The organism is Micromonospora sp. WMMD882, from assembly GCF_027497255.1.
Lineage (GTDB): Bacteria > Actinomycetota > Actinomycetes > Mycobacteriales > Micromonosporaceae > Micromonospora.
Genome location: NZ_CP114903.1, coordinates 6,161,380 through 6,181,830 on the forward strand (window position 1 = coordinate 6,161,380; position 20,451 = coordinate 6,181,830).

Below are 20,451 nucleotides of genomic sequence, written 5' to 3' on the forward strand. Positions count from 1 at the left end.
TGCTGGCTACCCCGCGTCGAGCGCGCTCACCCATCGCGGCGGCCGTTTCTCCCGGAAGGCGGCCACCCCCTCGCGCCCCTCGGTCGAGAGGAAGTAACCCGTCGACAGCTCGGCCAGCGCCGCGACCTCCCGCCGCAGGTCCGGCCCGGCCGGGCGGCGCAGCAGCTCCTTGGCCCCGGCCAACGCGCCGGGCGCGCCCCGGACCAGCGCGGCGCAGTACCCGGCCACCACGGCGTCCAGCTCGGCGGCGGGCACCGCCGTGGTCACCAGACCCACCTGCGCGGCCCGCCGGCCGTCGAAGGTCTCCCCGGTCAGGTACAGCTCGGCGGCGGCGCGCGGGGTCAGCCGGGGCAGCACGGTCGCCGAGATCACCGCCGGGATCACCCCGATCCGGACCTCGGTGAACGCGAAGGTCGCCTCCTGCGCGCAGACCGCCAGGTCGGCCGCGGCGATCAGGCCCAGCCCGCCGGCCCGCGCCGGCCCGGCCACCCGGGCCAGCACCGGCTTCGGGCACTCCCAGACCGCCGCCAGCACGTCACCGAGCTTTCCGGCCGGCACGCTCCCGCTGGCGTACGCCGCGGCGGTCTCCTTCAGGTCCGCTCCGGAGCAGAACACCGGACCGGTGTGGTCGAGCACCACCACCCGGACGGCGTCGTCGGCCGCCGCCGTGGTCAGGCCGTCCAGCAGCTCGGTCATCAGGGGCGTGGAGAGCGCGTTGCGGTTGTGCGGGCTGTCCAGGGTGAGCGTGGTCACCCCACCCGCCGTGGACACCCGCACCAGTGCGTCCGGAGAGGTCATGCGGGCAGACTAGTGGCATGCCCGGCGTGCTTCCAGACGGTGAGACCGTCCCGAGTGACGGCGCCCTGCCGTCGTCCGCCCTGCGTGCGGTGGGTGCGCACGGCTTCGGGGTCTACCTCCACGTGCCGTTCTGCGCCAGCCGCTGCGGCTACTGCGACTTCAACACGTACACCGCCGACGAGTTGGGCGGGGGAGCGGGCCGGGAGTCGTACGCCGACACCGTGCTGGCCGAGCTGAGGCTGGCCGCCCGGGTCCTCGCCGACCGCCCGCCGCCCCGGGTCGACACCGTCTTCGTCGGCGGTGGCACGCCGACCCTGCTGCCCGCCGACGACCTGGCCCGGATCCTGGACGCGGTCGACCGAACGTGGGGGCTGGCCGCCGACGCGGAGGTGACCACCGAGGCCAACCCGGAGTCGGTCACCCCGGAGTCCCTGAAGACGCTCCGGGCCGCCGGCTACACCCGCATCTCGCTGGGCATGCAGTCGGCCGCGCCGGGCGTGCTCGCCGTGCTCGACCGCCGGCACTCCGCCGGGCGGGCCACCGCCGCCGCGGTCGAGGCCCGCGACGCCGGCTTCGACCACGTCAACCTCGACCTGATCTACGGTACGCCGGGCGAGCGCGCCGAGGACTTCGCCGCTTCGCTCGACCAGGTGGTCGCCGCCGGGGTGGACCACGTCAGCGCGTACGCGCTGATCGTGGAGGACGGCACCCGGCTCGCCGCCCGGATCCGTCGCGGCGAGCTGCCGTACCCGTCGGACGACGTCGCCGCGGACCGTTACCTGGCCGCCGAGGCCGCCCTCGACGCGGCCGGTTTCTCCTGGTACGAGGTCTCCAACTGGGCGCGCACGCCGGCCGCCCGGTGCCGGCACAACCTGCTCTACTGGACCGGCGGCGACTGGTGGGGCCTCGGCCCGGGGGCGCACAGCCACGTCGGCGGGGTGCGCTGGTGGAACGTCAAGCACCCCGGCGCGTACGCGCAGCGGCTGGCCGCCGGCCGGTCACCCGGCCAGGCCCGGGAGCTCCTCACCGCCGACCAGGCGCACATGGAGGACGTGATGCTGCGGCTGCGGCTCGCCTCCGGCCTGCCGCTGACCGTGCTGGACCCGGTCGGCCGGGCCGGCGCGGACCGGTCGCTGGCCGCCGGCCTGCTCGACCCGGCGGCGTACGAACGCGGCCGGGCGGCGCTGACCCTGCGTGGACGCCTGCTCGCCGACGCCGTGGTCCGCGACCTGCTGCCCTGAGGGCTCCCTCCCGACCGGTCGGGCCACGGCGCGCCGGACCGGTCGGGCCCGGCGGGCCACCGGGGCCCGACCGGAGCGGGGTCAGCGGACGAAGGCGCGGCTGGCCGGGTACGGGTAGAGCACGCCCTCGTTGGCCTTCAGCGCGCCGACCACGCCCAGCACGATCGGCACCAGGGCGATCAGCAGCGGCACGAAGAAGAGCAGCCCGCAGGTGACCGCGGTCAGCAGCCAGCCGATCAGGATGGCGAGCGCCCAGGTGAGCTGGAAGTTCAGCGCGGCCACCGCGTGCGCCCGGACCGCCGGGGACTGCTGCCCCCGGACGAGCAGCACGATCAGCGGACCGACCCAGCCGAAGAGACTGCCGCCGACCACCACGCCGACCGGCCCGCCGGCATGGGCGAGCAGGGCCCAGATCCGGTCGTCGCCGGAGGTCGTCGCGGACGGCCCCCCGGTGGGCGGCTGGCCGGGACCGGGCGGCGGAAAGCCCCCGTCGGGCGGGTATCCGCCCTGGTCACCGGCCGGCGGAGGGTACCCGGGCGGCCCGTACTGCTGGGCGGGCGGCTCGTACTCCGGCGTCCCGTACCGCTGGGTCGGGGGCTCGTGACCGGGTGGGGCGTACTGCTCCGTGGGGGGTTCGTGGCCGGGTGGGCCGTACTGCTGGGTCGGCGGCTCGTACTCCGGCGTCCCGTACTGCTGGGTCGGCGGCTCGTAGTCGGGTGGGCCGTACTGCCGGGTGGGGGGGTCCCAGTCCGGCGCGGCGAAGTTCGTGGTCGGCGGCTCGGGGGGCGGCGGCGGGGACCCGGGCGCGAGCGGGACGGTCGGCTCCGGCGGGCGCCCGTCGGCGTCGCCTGCTCCGGGCGGGCGAGGCGGTTCGGTCATGCAGGTCACGGTAGGGGCACCGGGCAAGTCGTGACCAGCGGGACATCGGCCCGGTCACCCGGACGAACGGCCCCGGCGCGGCGAGGTGCGGGGCACAGGTCGACTCCGATCATCGCGTTCCCCGGGGGCGCCGACGTAGACTGGCACTCGCTACAGTCGAGTGCCAGGAGCAGTGTCCGGAGCGCCGCCCCGGTCGTGTCCGTCGTCCCCGGCGGCATCCGGTCCGGCCGGCCGGCACGCGTGGGAGGTGGGGAGAGTGGGTCTCGACGACCGTAAGCTCGCCGTGCTGCGCGCGATCGTCGAGGACTACGTCGCCACCCAGGAGCCGGTCGGCAGCAGGGCGCTGGTCGAGCGGCACCAGCTCGGCGTCTCCCCGGCGACGGTCCGCAACGACATGGCCGTGCTGGAGGAGGAAGGCTACATCCGGCAGCCGCACACCAGCGCGGGCCGGGTGCCGACCGACCGTGGCTACCGGCTCTTCGTCGACCGGCTCTCCCGGGTCAAGCCGCTCAGCCCGGCCGAGCGCCGGGCGATCGAACGCTTCCTGGTCGGCGCGGTCGACCTGGACGACGTGGTGCACCGTACGGTCCGGCTGCTCGCGCAGCTCACCCGACAGGTCGCGGTGGTGCAGTACCCGTCGCTGGCCCGCTCCTCGGTGCGCCACCTGGAGCTGGTGCCGATCTCCACCACCCGGCTGATGCTGGTGATGATCGCCGACACCGGGCGGGTCGAGCAGCGGCTCGTCGAGCTGCCCGCGCCGGTCCCCGCCGACGACGTGCTGGAGCTGCGCGGCCTGGCCAACGAGAAGCTCGGCGGCACCCGCCTGGTGGACACCCCGCCGCTGGTGCAGGCGCTGGTCGAGGAGGTCCGGCCGGGGCTGCGGCCGGCGATGACCACGCTCTCCACGGTGTTGCTGGAGACCCTGGTCGAGCGGCACGAGGAGCGGATCGCGCTGGCCGGCACGGCGAACCTCACCCGGGGCAACCTGCTGGATTTCCAGGGCTCGCTGCGACCGATCCTGGAGGCGCTGGAGGAGGAGGTCGTCATGCTCAAGCTCTTCGGCGAGGTGGAACGCAGCACGCTGCGGGTCCGCATCGGCGACGAGACCGAGATCGACAATCTCCGGGGGACCTCGGTGGTGAGCACGGGCTACGGCCCGGGCGCCAACGTGGTGGGTGGGCTCGGGGTGCTCGGGCCGACCCGGATGGACTACCCCGGCACCATCGCCACGGTACGCGCCGTGGCACGCTACGTGGGCGAGCTGCTGGCCCAGAACTGACCAGTCAGGGGCCGACGGCCGACTCGGGCCGACGACCGGCGTAACGCGAGACGAAACTGAGGACACGGAACGCAGTGGCCAGGGACTACTACGGCATTCTCGGTGTCAGCCGGGACGCCTCCGACGACGAGATCAAGCGCGCCTACCGGAAACTCGCGCGGCAGTTCCACCCGGACGTGAATCCGGACCCGGAGGCCCAGGAGAAGTTCAAGGACATCAACGCCGCGTACGAGGTCCTCTCGGACGACCGTAAGCGGCAGATCGTCGACCTCGGTGGCGACCCGCTCGCCCCCGGCGGCGGCGGGGCCGGCCCCGGCGGGCCGGGCGGCGCCGGGCCGTTCGTCGGCTTCCAGGACATCATGGACGCCTTCTTCGGCGGGGCCACCGGGGCGCGTGGACCGCGTCCGCGGACCCGGCCGGGGGCGGACGCCATCCTCCGGCTGGAGCTCGACCTGCCCGAGACGGCGTTCGGCGTGGAAGCGCCGATCACCGTCGACACGGCGGTGCTCTGCACCACCTGCTCGGGCGCCGGCACCGCCGCCGGCACCCACCTGGCCACCTGCGAGGCGTGCGGCGGCCGGGGCGAGGTGCAGTCGGTGCAGCGCACGTTCCTCGGTCAGGTCGTCTCGGCCCGGCCGTGCACGGTCTGCCAGGGCTACGGCACCACCATCCCGCACCCCTGCCCGACCTGCGCCGGCGACGGCCGGGTGCGGACCAGGCGCTCGCTGACCGTCAAGATCCCCGCCGGGGTCGAGGACGGCATGCGGATCCGGCTGGCCCAGCAGGGCGAGGTCGGTCCGGGCGGCGGCACCGCCGGCGACCTGTACGTCGAGATCCACGAGCGTCCGCACGACGTCTACTCCCGCAAGGGCGACGACCTGCACTGCCGGGTGACCGTGCCGATGACGGCGGCGGCGCTCGGCACCCGGCTGACCATCAAGACGCTGGACAGCGAGGAGACCGTCGACGTCAAGGCGGGCACCCAGCCGGGCAGCACGCTGCGGCTGCGCGCCCGGGGCGTGCCGCACCTGCGCGGCACCGGCCGGGGTGACCTCTACGTCCACCTCGACGTGCGGACCCCGACGAAGCTCGACGCCGACCAGGAGCGCATGCTGCGCGAGTTCGCCAAGACCCGCGGTGAGGAGGTCGCCGAGCTGAGCAAGCAGGGCGGCTTCTTCTCCCGGATGCGCGACGCGTTCAACGGGCACGCCTGAGTTGTCGGCGCCGCTGTTCCTGGTCGAGGCGCTGCCGACCGCCGACACGCTCACCCTGGACGGCCCGGAGGGCCACCACGCGGCCACCGTGCAGCGGCTGCGGGTGGGCGAGGAGCTGCTGCTCGCCGACGGCCGTGGCGGCACCGCCGCCGCCGTGGTCACCGCCGTCGGCCGGGGCGCCCTCGACCTGACCGTCACCTCCCGCGGGTACGTCGACGCGTCCGTGCCCCGGCTGGTGGTGGCGCAGGGCATCGCCAAGGGCGACCGGGGCGAGCTGGCCGTGCAGGCGATGACCGAGGTCGGGGTGGACGAGATCGTGCCCTGGTCGGCGTCCCGCTCGGTGACGCAGTGGCGCGGCGAGCGGGGCGTACGGGCCCGGGAGAAGTGGGCGGCCACCGCCCGGGAGGCGGCCAAGCAGGCCCGCCGGGCGTGGCTGCCGGTGGTGACCGGCGCGCCGGACGAGTCGACCGCGGCGGTGGCCCGCCGGCTCGCCGGGGCCGCCGCCGGGCTCGTCCTGCACGAGTCGGCGGCGGACCGGCTGACCACCGTCGACCTGCCCGACACGGGCGAGGTGGTGCTGGTCGTCGGGCCGGAGGGCGGGATCGCCCCGGCCGAGCTGGACGCCTTCGTCGCCGCCGGGGCCCGGGTGGTCCGGCTCGGGCCGGCGGTGCTGCGTACCTCGACCGCCGGGGTCGCGGCGCTCAGCGTGCTCGCCGCCCGCCTCGGTCGCTGGTGACCCCGCCGCCGGCCGCTCCTACAGCCGGGGGAAGACCTGCACGACCTCCTCGTCCGGGCGCAGGTCCAGCCCGGTCGGGCCGACGATGAGCGGGTCGGGCGTGCCGACCACCTCCGGGTCCTTGTTCGTGTACGCGAAGCGGTTGAGCACGTGCCGCATCGCCTCCAACCGGGCCCGCTTCTTGTCGTTGCTCTTCACCACCGTCCAGGGCGCGTCGGCGGTGTCGGTGTAGAAGAACATCGCCTCCTTCGCCTCGGTGTACTCGTCCCACTTGTCCAGCGAGGCGAGGTCCATCGGGGAGAGCTTCCACTGTCGTACCGGATCGACCTGGCGGATCGCGAAGCGGGTCCGCTGCTCGTTCTGCGACACGGAGAACCAGAGCTTGACCAGCCGGATGCCGGAACGGACCAGCATCCGCTCCACGTCCGGGGCCTGGCGGAGGAACTCCAGGTACTCCTTGCGGGTGCAGAAACCCATCACCCGCTCCACCCCGGCGCGGTTGTACCAGGACCGGTCGAACAGCACGATCTCCCCGGCCGCCGGCAGGTGCCCGATCCACCGCTGGAAGTACCACTGGGTGGACTCCCGCTCGTTCGGCTTGACCAGGGCGACCACCTTCGCGCCCCGGGGGTTGAGATGCTCCATGAAGCGCTTGATGGTGCCGCCCTTGCCGGCCGCGTCCCGCCCCTCGAAGATGATCACCAGCCGTTCGCCGGTCTCCTGGATCCACTCCTGGAGCTTGAGCAGCTCGATCTGGAGCAGCCGCTTCTGGTGGTCGTACTCCTCCCGGGGCAGCCGCTCGTCGTACGGGTAGTCCTCCCGCCAGGTCTCGACGGGGCCGCCGTCCGGGCGGAGCAGGATCGGATCGTCGTCGTGTCCGTCGACCACCTGGTAGTCGACGGTGAGGTCCAGCAGTTCCGGGTCGCCCATGCCGGTCCTCTTACCCCCTCACGGCCCCCGTCAGCCGTACCGTGGCGGTGATCCGCGACCGCTCAGGTCCGCAGGTACGACGCCCCGTTGAGGTCCACGATCGTGCCGGACGCCCACTGCGCGTCCGGCGAGGCCAGCCAGTGCACGGCCGCGGCGATCTCCTCCGGCCGGGCCACCCGGCCGAACGGGCTCTGCGCCCGCACCGCGTCGCCCCGGGGCGACTTGAGGTGCTCGTTGGTCATGTCGGTCTCCACGAAGCCGGGGGCCACGGTCGCCACCGCGATCCCGTACGGGGCCAACGCCACCGCCAGGGACTGCGCCATCGCGTTCAGGCCCGCCTTGCTCGCCCCGTACGCCGGGTTGCCCGGCTCGCCCCGGAACGCGCCCCGGGAGGACACGTTCACGATCCGGCCGCCCCGGTCGCGCATGTGCTGGGCGGCGCACCAGGCCGCGTTGGCCGCGCCGAGCAGGTTCGTGTCGACGGTCTCCCGCCACCGCTGCCGCCACTGCTCGTAACTGGCCTCGAAGACCGGGTGCGGCGGATCGGGCGGCCCGAACACCCCGGCGTTGTTGACCAGCACGTCCAGCCCGCCGAGCCGGGCCGCCGCCTCGTCCACCAGGGTCCGTACCGCGTCCGGGTCGGCCAGGTCGGCCCGGAGCACGACGTGGCCCGCGCCGGGCAGCTCGGCCCGGAGCGCCTCGGCCAGCTCCGCCGAGTCCCGGTGGTGGACGACCACCCGGTCGCCGCCGGCCGCGAAAGCCCGGGCCACCGCGCGGCCGATCCCGCGCGAGGCCCCCGTCACCAGTACCGCCCGTGAGGTCACGCGCCACATCATGCCCGAGCCGGCCGACCCCGACCCGCCAGGGGCAGGGCCGGTCGGCGTGGCCGAACCGGGCGGAGCAGGTCGGACGGCCATACCATGCGTCGGTGGACAACGACTGCCTCTTCTGCCGCATCGTCGCCGGCGAGATCCCGGCCACCATCGTCCGGGAGACCGACACCACCCTGGCGTTCCGGGACATCGACCCGAAGGCCCCGGTGCACGTGCTGGTCATCCCCAAGGAGCACTACGCCGACGTGGCCACCCTCGGGCAGGGCGATCCGACCCTGGCCGGCCAGGTGCTCACCACCGCCGCCGAGGTGGCCGAGGCGGAGGGGCTGCTCGCCGACGGGTTCCGGCTGATGTTCAACACCGGCGGGTACGGCGGCCAGGAGGTCTACCACGTGCACGCGCACGTGCTCGGCGGCGCGCCGCTCGGCCCGATGCTCGCCCGCTGACCCCGTCCCGCCCCTCCTTACACTGGCGGCGTGGTGGAGATCAACGGGCGGTTGGGGCGGATGACGCGGCAGGTGCAGGCCGGCGCGCGGGTGCCGGCGCTGTCGGTGGCCCTGCACCGGGCGGACCGGCCGCTGTGGCACCTCACCGTCGGCGGCACCGGCAACGACACCCCGCTGACCCCGCAGACCCGGTTCCGGATCGGCTCGGTCACCAAGACCTTCACCGCCGTGCTGGTGATGCAGTGCCGGGACGACGGGCTGCTCGACCTCGACGACCCGATCGGGCGTCACCTCGACCTGCCGGCGCACGGCGAGCTGACCGTGCGCCGGCTGCTGTCGCACACCTCCGGCCTGCAACGCGAGCCGTACGGGGACGTCTGGGACACGCTGCTGGCCCCCGACGCCGGGCGGCTCCTCGCCGAGCTGAGCCGGGCCGAGCGGGTGCTGCCGCCGGCCCGCCGGTTCCACTACTCCAACCTGGGCATGGCGCTGCTCGGCGAGCTGGTCGGCCGGCTGCGCGGCGGGACCTGGGCGGAGGCGCTCACCGACCGGGTCCTGGCCCCGCTGGGGCTGACCGCCACCGGCGTCCGGCCGGGCCCGCAGGCGGCGACCGGGTTCCTGGTGGACGCGTACTCCGACCACGCCCGGCCGGAGCCGCCCACCGACTTCGGCGCGGTCGGGCCGGCGGCGCAGCTCTGGAGCACCGCCACGGACACGGCCCGGTGGGCGGCCTTCCTGGCGGATCCGGCGGCGCTGGACCCGGCCGGCGCGGTGCTCGCCCCGGCCACCCTGGACGAGATGCGCTGGCCGGTCACCCTCACCGACGACACCTGCTGGTCCGACGGCTTCGGGCTCGGGCTGATCCTGGCGCCGCAGCCGAACCGGGCGCTGCACGTCGGGCACGACGGGGCGATGCCCGGCTTCCTCGCCTCGGTGTACGGGCGGCGGGGCGGCGACGGGACGCCCGGCGCGATGGGCTGCGCCGTGCTCGGCTCGGCCGGCACCGCCGCGGCCGTCTTCGACCTGTCGCACCGGCTGCTCGCCGCCGCCGTCGAGCACGACCCGGCCGACGTCGAGCCGTGGTCGCCGGGCGAGCCTGCCCCGCGGGCGTACCGGCACCTGCTGGGGCGCTGGTGGGGCGAGGGTTTCGAGTTCGTGTTCTTCTGGCGGGACGGGGCGCTGCGCGCCCGCCGGGCCGAGGACCCGGCCGGGAAGCCGGCGGCGGTCTTCGCGCCGCTGCCGGACCGGCCGGACGTGCTGCGTACCGTGTCCGGGCGGGAGGTCGGCGAGCTGCTCCGGCTGACCCGGGACGAGCGGGGCACGGTGTGCCGGATGCACTGGGCGACCTACCGGTTCACCCGCGACCAACAGACCTTCGACGGCTACGACGTCCGCGAGCCGGCCCAGGACTGACCCCCGCCCGGCTGGCCGCCCTGCCGGCTGGCCCGCCGACCCGCGCCGGCCCGCGCCGCGCCAGATCGCCGAGATGGCGGTGTCCCTGAGTGGGGACACCGCCATCTCCCTGAAACGGTGTGCGTCAGCGGGCGGGGTCAGCCGACCGTGGCGGGGGTCGGCCAACTGTTCCGGAAGACCTGGGCGCCGGTGGTGGCGAGGCCGCCGAAGTTCCGGTCGACCTGGGCCGACTCGGTGGAGTACGGGTACGGGTTGGTGCAGCCCGTGCCGGCGCTGCCACCGGACATCAGCAGGTAACACTGGCCGTTGTAGTTGTCCGGCAGGCCGAGGATGTGCCCGATCTCGTGGGTCATGATCCGCAGCGGGGAGTACTGCGAGGCCTGGACGGTGTCGATCACCACGTAGCCGTTGCCGAGGCTGCGCCGGACGGCGTACGAGCCGCCCCCGGTGGTGTAGTAGATCATCAGGTTCGATCCGCACTTGGACATGGTCACGTTGCGGGTGTACGAGGTCCAGATCGAGGCGGCCTGGTCGGCGGTGCCCGCGTACGGCCCGGCCTGGCTGGTGTTGTAGCAGACCGTGGCGGCGACGGTGACGTCGGCGGCGGCGGGGGCGGGCTGGCTCAGCAGGCCGAGGCCCAGGGCGGTGGCGGCTCCGGCGAGCAGGGTGGTGAGGCGGCGGCCGATCCTTCGTGGGGACACGGGTCACGCTCCATTCCTGGGAGTCGAGGGTGAGCCGATCCTAGATATGGACGTACATCGATATCAAGATGTCTGTTTTGGTGTTGATCTCATATAATGCAAGCTTGTGCCGTGATCAAGGCTTTCCTGGCGATCTTCGCCTCGGGGCGCCCGGTCTCGGCGGGCGTCGGTCGGCCCGTCCGCCCGGCCCCGGCGTGCTCCGACCGGCCCGCCCGCCCTGCCGTCGCCGGGAAGGCCCCTGCCGTCGGCGAAAATGGGCCGGGTGCCGGCCGGGGCGACCCGATACGATGGGAGCCAACGTCCGTCCGCCGTGCCAGCCCAGGCCGGCTGAGTGTGAGAGCAGGTGGCGCAGGGCCGTCCGGCCCGACCTATGACCGGCACCCCACCTCCCGGCCCGACCCGGGCGCAGACCAGGATCACCGTCCCCGATTCCAAGATCATGGTCAACCTGCTCGGCGCGGGTGACGAGATCCTCCGGCTCGTCGAACGCTCGGTCGACAGTGACGTGCACGTCCGGGGCAACGAGATCACCATCACCGGCGCCCCGGCGGACAACGCCCGCGCCGAACGGCTCTTCGGCGAGCTGTTGGAGCTCATCGAGAAGGGCGAGACCCTGACCACCGACGCCGTCCGGCGTACCGTCGGCATGCTCGAGCAGGGCGGCGCCGAGCGGCCCGCCGAGGTCCTGACGCTCAACATCCTCTCCCGGCGGGGCCGCACCATCCGCCCGAAGACCCTCGGCCAGAAGCGCTACGTCGACGCCATCGACGCGCACACCATCGTCTTCGGCATCGGCCCGGCCGGCACCGGCAAGACCTACCTGGCGATGGCGAAGGCCGTCCAGGCGCTCCAGGCCAAGCAGGTCAACCGGATCATCCTCACCCGGCCGGCGGTCGAGGCGGGGGAGCGGTTGGGCTTCCTCCCCGGCACGCTCAACGAGAAGATCGACCCCTACCTGCGCCCGCTCTACGACGCGCTGCACGACATGCTCGACCCGGAGTCCATCCCCAAGCTGATGGCCGCCGGCACGATCGAGGTCGCGCCGCTGGCATATATGAGGGGCCGTACGCTCAATGACGCGTTCATCATTCTCGACGAGGCGCAGAACACCACGCCCGAGCAGATGAAGATGTTCCTGACCCGGCTGGGCTTCGGCGCCAAGATCGTGGTCACCGGGGACGTCACCCAGGTGGACCTTCCCGGGGGGACCCAGAGCGGCCTGCGGGTCGTCCGTGAGATCCTCTCCAGTGTCGAGGACGTGCACTTCTCCCAGCTTTCCAGCTCGGACGTGGTCCGGCACCGGCTGGTCGGGCAGATCGTCGACGCGTACGCCCGGTGGGACGCCGAGCAGGAGAACCAGCAGGCACAGAGCAGCGTGCACACCGTGCCGGGGCGGGCCGCCCAGGGCGGTCGGGCCGGCCGCCGCCGCTAGAGCAGAGGAAACCGTGTCCATCGAGATCGCCAACGAGTCCGGTGTCACCGTCGACACCGACGCCGTGCTCGCCGTCGCCCGGCACGCCCTCGACGAGATGGGGGTCAACCCGCTCGCCGAGCTGTCCGTGCTGCTCGTCGACATCGACTACATGACCGAGCTGAACCATCGCTGGATGGGCGGCGACGGGCCGACCGACGTGCTCGCCTTCCCCATGGACGAGGGCAGCATCGACCACGGCCCGGGGGAGAGCACCGGCGGCGCGGGTGAGCCCGCGCTCCTCGGTGACATCGTGCTCTGCCCGGAGGTGGCGGCCAAGCAGGCCGTGACCGCGGGGCACAGCGCCGCCGACGAGCTGCACCTGCTCACCGTGCACGGGGTGCTGCACCTGCTCGGCTACGACCACGCCGAGCCGGAGGAGGAGCGCGAGATGTTCGGGCTCCAGGCCCGCCTGCTCGCCAGTTGGCGGTCGAACCGAGTCCGGTGATGACCACCCCGTCAGCGGCAGCCGCCGCCGGCCTGCCCGATCTGCAACTGCTGGTCTTCGCGGCGGGGCTGGTGGTGCTCGCCGGCATCATCGCGGCCACCGAGGCCGCGCTGGCCGCCGTCTCGCCGGCCCGCGCGGCCGAGCTGGCCCGGGACGGGGCGCGTGGCGCGCGTACCCTCCAGGTGGTCGCCGCCGACGTGGTGCGCCACCTCAACCTGCTGCTCCTGCTCCGGCTGCTCGCCGAGTTGACCGCGACCACCCTGGTCGCCCTGGTCGCGGTGGACACCTTCGGCGCGGGCTGGCGGGCCGCCCTGGTCACCGCCGGGGCGATGACGGTGATCAGCTTCGTGGTGGTCGGCGTCGGGCCACGCACCATCGGCCGGCAGCACGCGTACGCGGTGGGCCGGGCGGTCGCCCCGCTGGTCCGCTGGCTGGGCCGGGTACTCAACCCGCTCGCCTCGCTGCTGATCCTGATCGGCAACGCGGTCACCCCGGGCAAGGGGTTCCGGGAGGGGCCGTTCGCCACCCAGGTGGAGCTGCGCGAGCTGGTCGACCTGGCCGAGCAGCGCGGCGTCGTGGAGCACGGCGAACGGCAGATGATCCATTCGGTGTTCGCCCTCGGCGACACGATCGCCCGCGAGGTGATGGTGCCGCGCACCGAGATGGTGTGGATCGAGGAGGGCAAGACCCTCTCCCAGGCGCTGGCGCTCTTCCTGCGCTCGGGGTTCTCCCGGATCCCGGTGATCGGCGAGAGCGTCGACGACGTGCTCGGCGTCCTCTACCTCAAGGACCTGATCCGGCGTACCCAGGGCGGGGACGCCCGGGCCGAGCAGCTCCCGGTGGCCGGGCTGATGCGCCCGGCGACCTTCGTGCCCGAGTCCAAGCCGGTCGACGACCTGCTCTCCGAGATGCAGGCCGCCCGTAACCACCTGGTCATCGTGGTCGACGAGTACGGCGGCACCGGTGGTCTGGTCACCATCGAGGACATCCTCGAGGAGATCGTCGGCGAGATCACCGACGAGTACGACGTCGAGCGCCCCCCGGTGGAACACCTGCCGGACGGGGCGGTGCGGGTCGCCGCCCGCCTCCCGGTGGAGGATCTGGGCGAGTTGTTCGACACCGAGCTGCCCACCGACGAGGTGGAGACGGTCGGCGGCCTGCTCGCCCAGGCGCTCGGCCGGGTGCCGATCCCCGGCGCCGACGCCGAGGTGGCCGGGTTGTGCCTGGTCGCCGAGGGGACGACCGGCCGCCGTAACCGGATCGACACGGTCCTGGTGCGTCGGGTCGAGCCGAGCGACGAGCAGGACAGCCCGGGGCGGGGCGAGCAGGACGAGCCCCGGGGAGGAGACCAGAACCATGCCGAGGAGAGGCAACCCGCAGATGCCTGAGTCACCCGCCGTACCGTCCACCGTGTCCGATCCGGTCGAGCTGAGCGCCGAGGACGCCAAGCTGGTCACCCTGGCCCGGGGAGCGCGCGGTCGGGTGGGCGCCGTCGAGGGCGCCGCGGTACGCGACCAGGACGGTCGGACGTACGCCGCGGCCAGCGTCTCGTTGCCGTCGTTGACGGTGACGGCGCTCCAGCTCGCGGTGGCCTCGGCGGTGGCGGCCGGCGCGACCCGGCTGGAGGCGGCGGTGGTGGTGACCGAGGCGTCCACGTTGGACGAGGCCGGGCGGGCCGTCGTTCGCGATCTCGCCGCCGAGGCGCCGATCCACCTGGCGGCTCCGGACGGCACGGTCCTCGGCACGGTGGTCGAGTGAGCCGGCGTGCCGCGTCGGGCCCGGCCACGCCGCGGTCCGGCGGCGGCCCGGCGGGTCCCGGCCCGGGGGAGGCCGGGTCGGGGGCCGGGGAGCAGCCCTACCGGGCGGGGTTCGCCTGTTTCGTCGGGCGGCCGAACGCGGGGAAGTCGACCCTGACCAACGCGATCGTCGGGCAGAAGATCGCGATCACCTCGAACAAGCCGCAGACCACCCGGCACGTCATCCGGGCCGTCCTGCACCGGCCGGACTCGCAGCTCGTGCTGGTCGACACCCCCGGTCTGCACCGTCCCCGCACGTTGCTCGGCGAGCGGCTCAACGACCTGGTCCGGTCCACCTGGAGCGAGGTCGACGTGATCGGCCTCTGCATCCCGGCCGACGAGCCGGTCGGGCGGGGGGACCAGTTCATCACCGGTGAGCTGGCCGAGTTGAAGGCGACCGTGCTGGCCGTGGTGACGAAGACCGACCTGGTCGACAGGAAGCGGCTGGCCGAGCAGTTGCTCGCGGTCAGCGAGCTGGGTGACTTCGCCGCGGTGGTGCCGGTCAGCGCGGTCTCCGGCCACCAGGTGGACACGCTGGTCGAGGTGATGACGGGTTACCTGCCGGCGTCGCCGCAGCTCTACCCGGACGACATGCTCACCGAGGACCCGGAGCAGGTGCTGGTCGCCGAGCTGGTCCGGGAGGCGGCCCTGGAGGGCGTCCGCGACGAGCTGCCGCACTCGATCGCGGTGATCGTCGAGGAGATGATCCCCGAGGGGCAGCTCATGAAGATCTACGCCGACCTCTACGTCGAGCGGCCCAGCCAGAAGGCGATCGTGATCGGCCACCGGGGCAGTCGGCTCAAGGACGTCGGCACCCGGGCCCGCCGGCAGATCGAGGAGCTGCTCGGCACCCGGGTCTACCTCGATCTGCACGTCCGGGTGGCGAAGGACTGGCAGCGGGACCCGAAGCAGTTGCGGCGACTCGGCTTCTGACGCCCGTACGTCGGGGGCGGTGAACCGGGGGTGGAGGCTCGGGGCCGGGCCGGGAGCGGGGGCATGCTCCCGGCCTGCGGCATTTGTGGGATTACTCACTTTCGATACCCCGGCGTGGGCGTTTGTCGCGGGCAGCGACCAGGGTAGGAAATGCGTCCCGCCCCTGTCCCTAGACATAGATGCAGGCTGATGCGAAATCGATACCTGGACCTGCTGCGTGCCCTGGCGATCATTCGAGTGGTGGTCTACCACGTGACCGGATGGGCCACCCTGACCTTGGTCTTCCCGGCCATGTCGGTGATGTTCGCCCTGGCCGGCTCGCTGATGGCCGCGTCACTCGACCGCTCCGGCGGCGCCGCCGTCGGGCGGCGGCTGCGCCGACTGCTGCCCTCCCTCTGGGCGCTCGCGCTGGTCTTCGTACCGATCATGCTGCTCACCGGCCTGCCACTGACCTGGCGGGTCCTGCTCTGGTTCTTCCCGATCACCGACCCGCCGGCCAACGGCTGGGGCGCGATGGCGCTGAGCGTGATCTGGTACCTGCGCGACTACCTCTGGTTCGTGCTCGCCTCACCCGCGGCCCTCTGGCTGTTCCGGCGGGCCCCGCTACCGACCCTGCTCACCCCGTACGCGCTGCTGGTCCTGGTGGAGCTGGGATTCCCGGCCGCCCCGACCGTGCTGCGCGACTTCGGGCTCTACTTCGGCGCGTGGCTGCTCGGCTTCGCCCACCACGACGGCCTGCTGCGCCGCCTCGGCAACCGCACGCTGTTCACCCTCGCGGCGGTGCTGGCCACCGCCGGGGGCGCCTGGATCCTCACCCACCCCGGCGTACGCGGCTACGACCTCAACGACATCCGGCTCGGCAACGCGCTGTGGGCGGCGGCGTTCATCCTGGTCGCGCTCGGCCGCGCGCCCGACAGCGCGGCCTGGGTCGACCGGAAGGCCCTGGTCGGTAGGGTGGTGACCGTGCTGAACCGCCGGGCGCTGACCGTCTACCTCTGGCACATGCCCTTCGTGGTGCTGCTCACCCCGCTGGTCGACGTGGTCGGCTGGTCCCACCAGGACCCGCTCGGTCTGGCGATCCGGGTGATGCTGGTCTTCGCCCTGGTCGGGGTGGTGACCCTGCTGGTCGGCTGGATCGAGGACGTGGCCGCCCGCCGCCGGCCCGAGCTGCTGCCGGGCCGCCGGCGTCGCCCCGAGCCGGCCGGACGGTCCACCGGCGCCCGGCCGCCGGACCCGCCCGGCCCGCCGGCGCGCCTGCCGGCCCCCCGGGCGGAAGCCACCACCCTGCGCATCGGCTGACCACCCCTGCCGTTGCGGCGACCACCGGTGACTGGTCGGGTCACGACAGCCGGATTCCTGCGGCCGGATTCCTGCGGCCGGATTCCTGCGGTCGGGTGACGGCCGGCGGGGGCCGGCGGGCGCAGGCGCGGCGGGACCGGGAACAATGGGCTGATGGCCGGGTACCGCCGACAGCTCTACCGCGACGACGCGCTGGTGTTGCGGGTGCAGAAGCTCGGCGAGTCGGACCGGATCATCACCCTGCTGACCCGCCGGCACGGCCGGCTGCGCGCGGTGGCCCGGGGGGTGCGCCGCACCACCTCCCGGTTCGGGGCCCGACTGGAGCCGTTCGGTCACGTCGACCTCCAGTTGGCCGGCGACCCGAAGGGCAACGTCGGCAGCTCCCTGCACAGCGTCAGCCAGGTCGAGGGCATCGACCTGTACGGCAAGCGGTTCCTCGGCGACTACCCCCGCTACACGGCGGCCAGCGCCATCGCCGAGACCGCCGAACGGCTCACCCCGGTCGAGCGGGAGCCGTCGCTGCGGTTGTTCCAGCTCACTCTCGGCGCGCTCAAGTCCCTCGCCCGGGGCGAGCACGACACCACGCTGGTGCTCGACGCGTACCTGCTGCGCGGGATGGCGATGGCCGGCTGGGCGCCCGCGTTGACCGCGTGCGCGGTCTGCGGCACCCCCGGGCGGCACCGGGCGTTCTCCGTACCGGCCGGGGGGTGTGTCTGCCCGGACTGCCGGCCGCCCGGCGCGGCCCACCCGGCCCCGGCCACCGTCGACCTGATGTCCGCGCTGACCAGCGGCGACTGGGTGGTCGCCGACGCCACCCCCACCGGGGTACGCCGGGAGTGCAGCGGCCTGGTCGCGGCGCACCTGCAGTGGCACCTGGAGCGCGCGTTACGCTCGCTGCCGCTGGTCGACCGGGGCGCCCCGGCGGCCGGCCCGGCCCCGTCGCGTCGTGGCGACGAGCCGGTGGAGCGGGTGTGAGCAGGGAGAACAGCGAGTGATCCGATCGATGAGGGCGGGCCGGCGGACGCCGACGCCGCCGACGCCGCACCCGTCCGGGGCCCGGCCCCCGGCGCTGCCCGCCGAGGCGCTGCCGAAGCACGTCGCGGTGGTGATGGACGGCAACGGCCGGTGGGCCAAGGACCGCGGCCTGCCCCGCACCAAGGGGCACGAGGCGGGGGAGTTCTCCCTCTTCGACACCATCGAGGGCGCGATCGAGCTGGGCGTCCCCTACCTGTCGGCGTACGCGTTCTCCACCGAGAACTGGCGGCGCTCGCCCGACGAGGTCCGCTTCCTGATGGGCTTCAACCGGGACGTCATCCGCCGCCGCCGGGACCAGTTGGTCGACCTGGGCGTCCGGGTGGTCTGGTCGGGACGGGCCGGGCGACTCTGGAAGAGCGTCATCTCCGAGTTGCAGACCGCCGAGGAGATGTCGAAGGACAACTCGACGCTGACCCTCCAGTTCTGCGTGAACTACGGCGGCCAGGCCGAGATCGCCGACGCCGCCGCCGCGATCGCCCGGGACGTCGCCGCCGGGAAACTCGACCCGGCGAAGGTCACCGAGAAGACCGTGGCGAAGTACCTCTACCACCCGGAGATCCCCGAGGTGGACCTCTTCCTGCGGCCCTCCGGCGAGGAACGGATCTCCAACTTCCTGCTCTGGCAGACCGCGTACGCCGAGCTGGTCTTCCTGGACACGCTCTGGCCGGACTTCGACCGCCGCCACCTCTGGTACGCCTGCGAGCTGTACGCGCAGCGGGACCGCCGGTTCGGCGGCGCGCTGCCCAACCCGGTCGCCCCACCGGCCCCGACGGTGTGAGCCGGCCCGCCGGCCCGGTCGTCTTCGCCGTTGGCCCGGCGGCGGCGGTGTGAGCCGGCCCGCCATCGGCTTACCGGCGGGCTCACCTGGGTACCTGTGTGGTCAGCAGCTATCCACGGAGGTGAACCGACAATGATCCAGAAGCGGATTGGGCAGTGGGCGGTCATGGCGGTCGCGGTGCCGCTGGCGGCTGCCGGCGCGCGGAAGCTGAGCCACACCCTGGAGGCCCGGCGTGGCCCGTCCGGCGTCAGCCGGGCCCTGACCAAGGGCGCGGACTTCCTCCGCCCGCAGAAGGCGAAGCGGCGTTCCTGGCTGCCGGGGCGCTGACCGTCCGGCCGTCCCGGTCGCCGGGGCGGTAGGGCTCAGCCGTCCCGGTGCCGGGGCGGTGACGGTTCAGGCGTTCGACGTACGGCGGGGCTGTGGCGGGGGTCGGTTGTCGACCAACCGCCGCAGCCCCGACTGCCGTACGAGGATCGTCCGCCGCGCGACGGTGATGAACTTCGGCTGCCTCTGCCGTGCTCAGGGCGCTCGATCAGTGCTCGTCCACCGGGCGGGGGCGGTTCTCGGCGATCCACGTCCGAACGGATCTGCCATCCCAGACGCGACCCATCTTCAATGTGGCGAGCGGGTCAGGGAATCCCTTGCGGCCGACGATGATCGTGGCTCGCTGCTTGCTGATCCCGCCAAGCAGATCACGGATCTCATCCAACCCAAGCAGCTCCACGAATCCGACGGTATGGCCCCACGGACTTGCACCATGAAGTATGGGGTGAAGCAACCCCCTTAGGGGTTGCCCTCGTGCAACTCCATGTGATGCCGTTGGCCGGTGACCGACCACGGACCTGTTCTGCCTGTCTGGACCTGCGCGGGGTGTGGAACGCCCTGGCCCTGTCCCACCCGCCGCCGGGAGCTGCCGGCCGGGTACGACCGTGCTCCGGCTGGTGCTCTTCACCGTAGGTTCCTCGGGTGGCTGCCCCTGAGCGCGACGAAGTCCGGCCCCGAGTTGCCCGGCCGGTCGGCACACCGACTCCCGATCAACCAGAGGCGATGGCAGGGGCGGTGGGTCGTGACGGAGAGACCAGAGGTGCCGTTCTCGATCCAGGTGGCCTGGATCGTGCTTGACGAGCACGACGTCCAGCGCTGCCATCGGTGTCGTCCGGACGGCTGGTGCCCTCGTGTCGCGACATCGCGTGCCCGGATTCTGGCCCGGCGGCAGGCGAGGAAACTGCGGTGACCGTGCTCCTGCCGAAGGCCGGCGATCCCGTGCACGTGACGAGAGCTGCCAGCATCCAGTTCGACCAGCCGATCATGTTCCGGGTCATCCGCGTGATCGACGACTGGACCAGGAACGGCTACGACGGGTGGATCTGGCTCGACGGGTACCAACTCGATGCCAAGGGGGAGGCGGTGGAGCGTCGGTCGATCTTCGTCCAGTCGGCGGGACTGCTGGTCCAACGACGAACCGCCCCGGCGCAACCAGGGCGGTCCAGATCGAACATGCGGGCCTGAAGGCCAGCCGTCGGTCACTTAGGCACACCGGGTCTGCCTGGTCCTTTCCGGGCCATCCGCCGTAGCCGTCAGACGGTCGTCATGACGTACGTGCGGATACGTCGTCCACGGGGCCCGCCAAGGCAGCGTCTTCGTCGCCGAGGGGCAAGCTCAGGGCGTGACGTCACCGGGTCCGTCGGCTTCCCGCCCGAGGCGGACCTGCTGCCCCCGGTCGGTCCCCGGTCAGCTCTCGGCGAGACGGGCCTCCACGTGGGCGACCTTGCTGGTCAGGCCGTCGGTCACGCCGGGACGCAGGTCGGCCTTGAGGACCAGGCTGACCCGGGGCGCCTGCGCGGCGACCACGTCGACCGCCCGCTTGACCACCGCCATCACCTCGTCCCACTCGCCCTCGACGGTGGTGAACATGGCGTCGGTACGGTTCGGCAGGCCGGACTCGCGGACCACCCGTACCGCGTCGGCGACCTGGTCACCGACGGAGTCTCCGACGCCCAGCGGGGTTATCGAGAACGCGATCAGCATGTCGTCGATCGTGGTCGGTAATTCGGCTGCGCGCCAGCGGCGCACCGGGTAGCTTCCTGGTCATGCGTTACTGACGCCCCAGAACCCAGTCGGGTCCACCGCCGCTGTCGCCGTGGGCCCGGGTGTCTCCGGGCGTCCGCATCCCCGTTCGTCGCCGTCGTGGCGCGTGCCGTGGTCGGGCCGATCCACCCGG

Annotated in this window: 23 protein-coding genes; 16 read left to right on the top strand and 7 right to left on the bottom strand. The window is 73.3% G+C overall.

Going from position 1 to position 20,451, the window contains the following annotated elements:
• Positions 1-6 precede the first annotated feature (6 nt).
• Positions 7-798: an enoyl-CoA hydratase family protein gene (locus O7606_RS26660; RefSeq protein ID WP_281596738.1), complete on the bottom strand. Its 792-nt coding sequence runs from the start codon at positions 796-798 to the stop codon at positions 7-9.
• A 17-nt stretch (positions 799-815) separates the two neighbouring features.
• Between O7606_RS26660 and hemW the strand changes: the two genes are divergently transcribed.
• Positions 816-2,039, top strand: coding sequence for a radical SAM family heme chaperone HemW (gene hemW, locus O7606_RS26665; protein ID WP_281596739.1), 1,224 nt, complete (start codon positions 816-818; stop codon positions 2,037-2,039).
• 81 nt (positions 2,040-2,120) lie between these two features.
• Here the strand turns inward: hemW and O7606_RS26670 are convergent, their stop codons facing one another.
• Positions 2,121-2,918: a DUF4870 domain-containing protein gene (locus tag O7606_RS26670; protein ID WP_281596740.1), complete on the bottom strand. Its 798-nt coding sequence runs from the start codon at positions 2,916-2,918 to the stop codon at positions 2,121-2,123.
• Between the two features lie 256 nt (positions 2,919-3,174).
• Here O7606_RS26670 and hrcA point away from each other — a divergent pair, with 256 nt between their 5' ends.
• From hrcA to O7606_RS26685, 3 genes are all read left to right on the top strand, one after another.
• Entirely contained in the window at positions 3,175-4,197 is a 1,023-nt protein-coding gene (gene hrcA, locus O7606_RS26675) for a heat-inducible transcriptional repressor HrcA (RefSeq protein WP_281596741.1), read from the top strand.
• Between the two features lie 74 nt (positions 4,198-4,271).
• Positions 4,272-5,411 (top strand): molecular chaperone DnaJ, encoded by a 1,140-nt coding sequence (gene dnaJ, locus O7606_RS26680; protein ID WP_281596742.1) that lies wholly within the window; start codon positions 4,272-4,274, stop codon positions 5,409-5,411.
• 1 nt (position 5,412) lies between these two features.
• Complete coding sequence (locus O7606_RS26685; protein ID WP_281596743.1) at positions 5,413-6,147, top strand: 16S rRNA (uracil(1498)-N(3))-methyltransferase; 735 nt, start codon at positions 5,413-5,415, stop codon at positions 6,145-6,147.
• A gap of 18 nt (positions 6,148-6,165) precedes the next feature.
• Here the strand turns inward: O7606_RS26685 and ppk2 are convergent, their stop codons facing one another.
• Positions 6,166-7,077, bottom strand: coding sequence for a polyphosphate kinase 2 (gene ppk2 / locus O7606_RS26690; protein WP_281596744.1), 912 nt, complete (start codon positions 7,075-7,077; stop codon positions 6,166-6,168).
• Between the two features lie 62 nt (positions 7,078-7,139).
• A complete protein-coding gene (locus tag O7606_RS26695; RefSeq protein ID WP_348651124.1) occupies positions 7,140-7,901 on the bottom strand; it encodes an SDR family oxidoreductase in 762 nt (253 codons plus the stop codon).
• A gap of 104 nt (positions 7,902-8,005) precedes the next feature.
• Between O7606_RS26695 and O7606_RS26700 the strand changes: the two genes are divergently transcribed.
• Both O7606_RS26700 and O7606_RS26705 read left to right on the top strand, forming a co-directional pair.
• The gene (locus O7606_RS26700; RefSeq protein WP_281596745.1) at positions 8,006-8,356 is read left to right on the top strand and encodes a histidine triad nucleotide-binding protein; all 351 of its coding nucleotides are present in this window, start codon (positions 8,006-8,008) and stop codon (positions 8,354-8,356) included.
• Positions 8,357-8,386: 30 nt separating this feature from the next.
• Entirely contained in the window at positions 8,387-9,769 is a 1,383-nt protein-coding gene (locus tag O7606_RS26705; RefSeq protein ID WP_281596746.1) for a serine hydrolase domain-containing protein, read from the top strand.
• Between the two features lie 137 nt (positions 9,770-9,906).
• On the opposite strand, the gene O7606_RS26710 is transcribed toward O7606_RS26705, so the two are convergent.
• Positions 9,907-10,470: a snapalysin family zinc-dependent metalloprotease gene (locus tag O7606_RS26710; protein WP_281596747.1), complete on the bottom strand. Its 564-nt coding sequence runs from the start codon at positions 10,468-10,470 to the stop codon at positions 9,907-9,909.
• A gap of 370 nt (positions 10,471-10,840) precedes the next feature.
• Here O7606_RS26710 and O7606_RS26715 point away from each other — a divergent pair, with 370 nt between their 5' ends.
• From O7606_RS26715 to O7606_RS26755, 9 genes are all read left to right on the top strand, one after another.
• Positions 10,841-11,902 carry a PhoH family protein gene (locus tag O7606_RS26715; protein WP_281596748.1) on the top strand — a complete coding sequence of 354 codons (1,062 nt, stop codon included), beginning with the start codon at positions 10,841-10,843 and terminating at the stop codon, positions 11,900-11,902.
• A gap of 13 nt (positions 11,903-11,915) precedes the next feature.
• Entirely contained in the window at positions 11,916-12,389 is a 474-nt protein-coding gene (gene ybeY, locus O7606_RS26720; protein ID WP_281596749.1) for an rRNA maturation RNase YbeY, read from the top strand.
• On the top strand, positions 12,365-13,777 hold the full coding sequence (locus O7606_RS26725; RefSeq protein ID WP_281596750.1) for a hemolysin family protein: 1,413 nt from the start codon (positions 12,365-12,367) through the stop codon (positions 13,775-13,777). The genes ybeY and O7606_RS26725 overlap by 25 nt, the downstream gene beginning before the upstream one ends.
• Entirely contained in the window at positions 13,770-14,147 is a 378-nt protein-coding gene (locus O7606_RS26730; protein ID WP_281596751.1) for a cytidine deaminase, read from the top strand. Before O7606_RS26725 ends, O7606_RS26730 begins: the two co-directional genes overlap by 8 nt.
• Positions 14,144-15,118 carry a GTPase Era gene (era, locus tag O7606_RS26735; RefSeq protein WP_281596752.1) on the top strand — a complete coding sequence of 325 codons (975 nt, stop codon included), beginning with the start codon at positions 14,144-14,146 and terminating at the stop codon, positions 15,116-15,118. The genes O7606_RS26730 and era overlap by 4 nt, the downstream gene beginning before the upstream one ends.
• A 189-nt stretch (positions 15,119-15,307) precedes the next feature.
• Positions 15,308-16,417 carry an acyltransferase gene (locus O7606_RS26740; protein WP_281596753.1) on the top strand — a complete coding sequence of 370 codons (1,110 nt, stop codon included), beginning with the start codon at positions 15,308-15,310 and terminating at the stop codon, positions 16,415-16,417.
• 153 nt (positions 16,418-16,570) lie between these two features.
• On the top strand, positions 16,571-17,392 hold the full coding sequence (gene recO / locus O7606_RS26745) for a DNA repair protein RecO (RefSeq protein ID WP_281596754.1): 822 nt from the start codon (positions 16,571-16,573) through the stop codon (positions 17,390-17,392).
• A gap of 28 nt (positions 17,393-17,420) precedes the next feature.
• On the top strand, positions 17,421-18,230 hold the full coding sequence (locus O7606_RS26750; RefSeq protein WP_281599898.1) for an isoprenyl transferase: 810 nt from the start codon (positions 17,421-17,423) through the stop codon (positions 18,228-18,230).
• 132 nt (positions 18,231-18,362) lie between these two features.
• Positions 18,363-18,557 (top strand): hypothetical protein, encoded by a 195-nt coding sequence (locus tag O7606_RS26755; RefSeq protein ID WP_281596755.1) that lies wholly within the window; start codon positions 18,363-18,365, stop codon positions 18,555-18,557.
• A 205-nt stretch (positions 18,558-18,762) separates the two neighbouring features.
• Here the strand turns inward: O7606_RS26755 and O7606_RS26760 are convergent, their stop codons facing one another.
• Positions 18,763-18,954, bottom strand: coding sequence for a hypothetical protein (locus O7606_RS26760; protein WP_281596756.1), 192 nt, complete (start codon positions 18,952-18,954; stop codon positions 18,763-18,765).
• 512 nt (positions 18,955-19,466) lie between these two features.
• Between O7606_RS26760 and O7606_RS26765 the strand changes: the two genes are divergently transcribed.
• A complete protein-coding gene (locus O7606_RS26765; RefSeq protein WP_281599899.1) occupies positions 19,467-19,739 on the top strand; it encodes a hypothetical protein in 273 nt (90 codons plus the stop codon).
• 222 nt (positions 19,740-19,961) lie between these two features.
• On the opposite strand, the gene O7606_RS26770 is transcribed toward O7606_RS26765, so the two are convergent.
• The gene (locus tag O7606_RS26770) at positions 19,962-20,258 is read right to left on the bottom strand and encodes an MTH1187 family thiamine-binding protein (RefSeq protein WP_281596757.1); all 297 of its coding nucleotides are present in this window, start codon (positions 20,256-20,258) and stop codon (positions 19,962-19,964) included.
• Positions 20,259-20,451 lie beyond the last annotated feature (193 nt).

Coding starts and splice junctions, on each gene's coding strand:
- O7606_RS26740 (WP_281596753.1), top strand. CDS start 15,308: ATGCGAAATCGATACCTGGACCTGCTGCGTGCCCTGGCGATCATTCGA.
- recO (WP_281596754.1), top strand. CDS start 16,571: ATGGCCGGGTACCGCCGACAGCTCTACCGCGACGACGCGCTGGTGTTG.
- ppk2 (WP_281596744.1), bottom strand. CDS start 7,077: ATGGGCGACCCGGAACTGCTGGACCTCACCGTCGACTACCAGGTGGTC.
- O7606_RS26750 (WP_281599898.1), top strand. CDS start 17,421: ATGAGGGCGGGCCGGCGGACGCCGACGCCGCCGACGCCGCACCCGTCC.
- O7606_RS26660 (WP_281596738.1), bottom strand. CDS start 798: ATGACCTCTCCGGACGCACTGGTGCGGGTGTCCACGGCGGGTGGGGTG.
- O7606_RS26715 (WP_281596748.1), top strand. CDS start 10,841: ATGACCGGCACCCCACCTCCCGGCCCGACCCGGGCGCAGACCAGGATC.
- hemW (WP_281596739.1), top strand. CDS start 816: ATGCCCGGCGTGCTTCCAGACGGTGAGACCGTCCCGAGTGACGGCGCC.
- O7606_RS26755 (WP_281596755.1), top strand. CDS start 18,363: ATGATCCAGAAGCGGATTGGGCAGTGGGCGGTCATGGCGGTCGCGGTG.
- O7606_RS26730 (WP_281596751.1), top strand. CDS start 13,770: ATGCCTGAGTCACCCGCCGTACCGTCCACCGTGTCCGATCCGGTCGAG.
- O7606_RS26770 (WP_281596757.1), bottom strand. CDS start 20,258: ATGCTGATCGCGTTCTCGATAACCCCGCTGGGCGTCGGAGACTCCGTC.
- O7606_RS26670 (WP_281596740.1), bottom strand. CDS start 2,918: ATGACCGAACCGCCTCGCCCGCCCGGAGCAGGCGACGCCGACGGGCGC.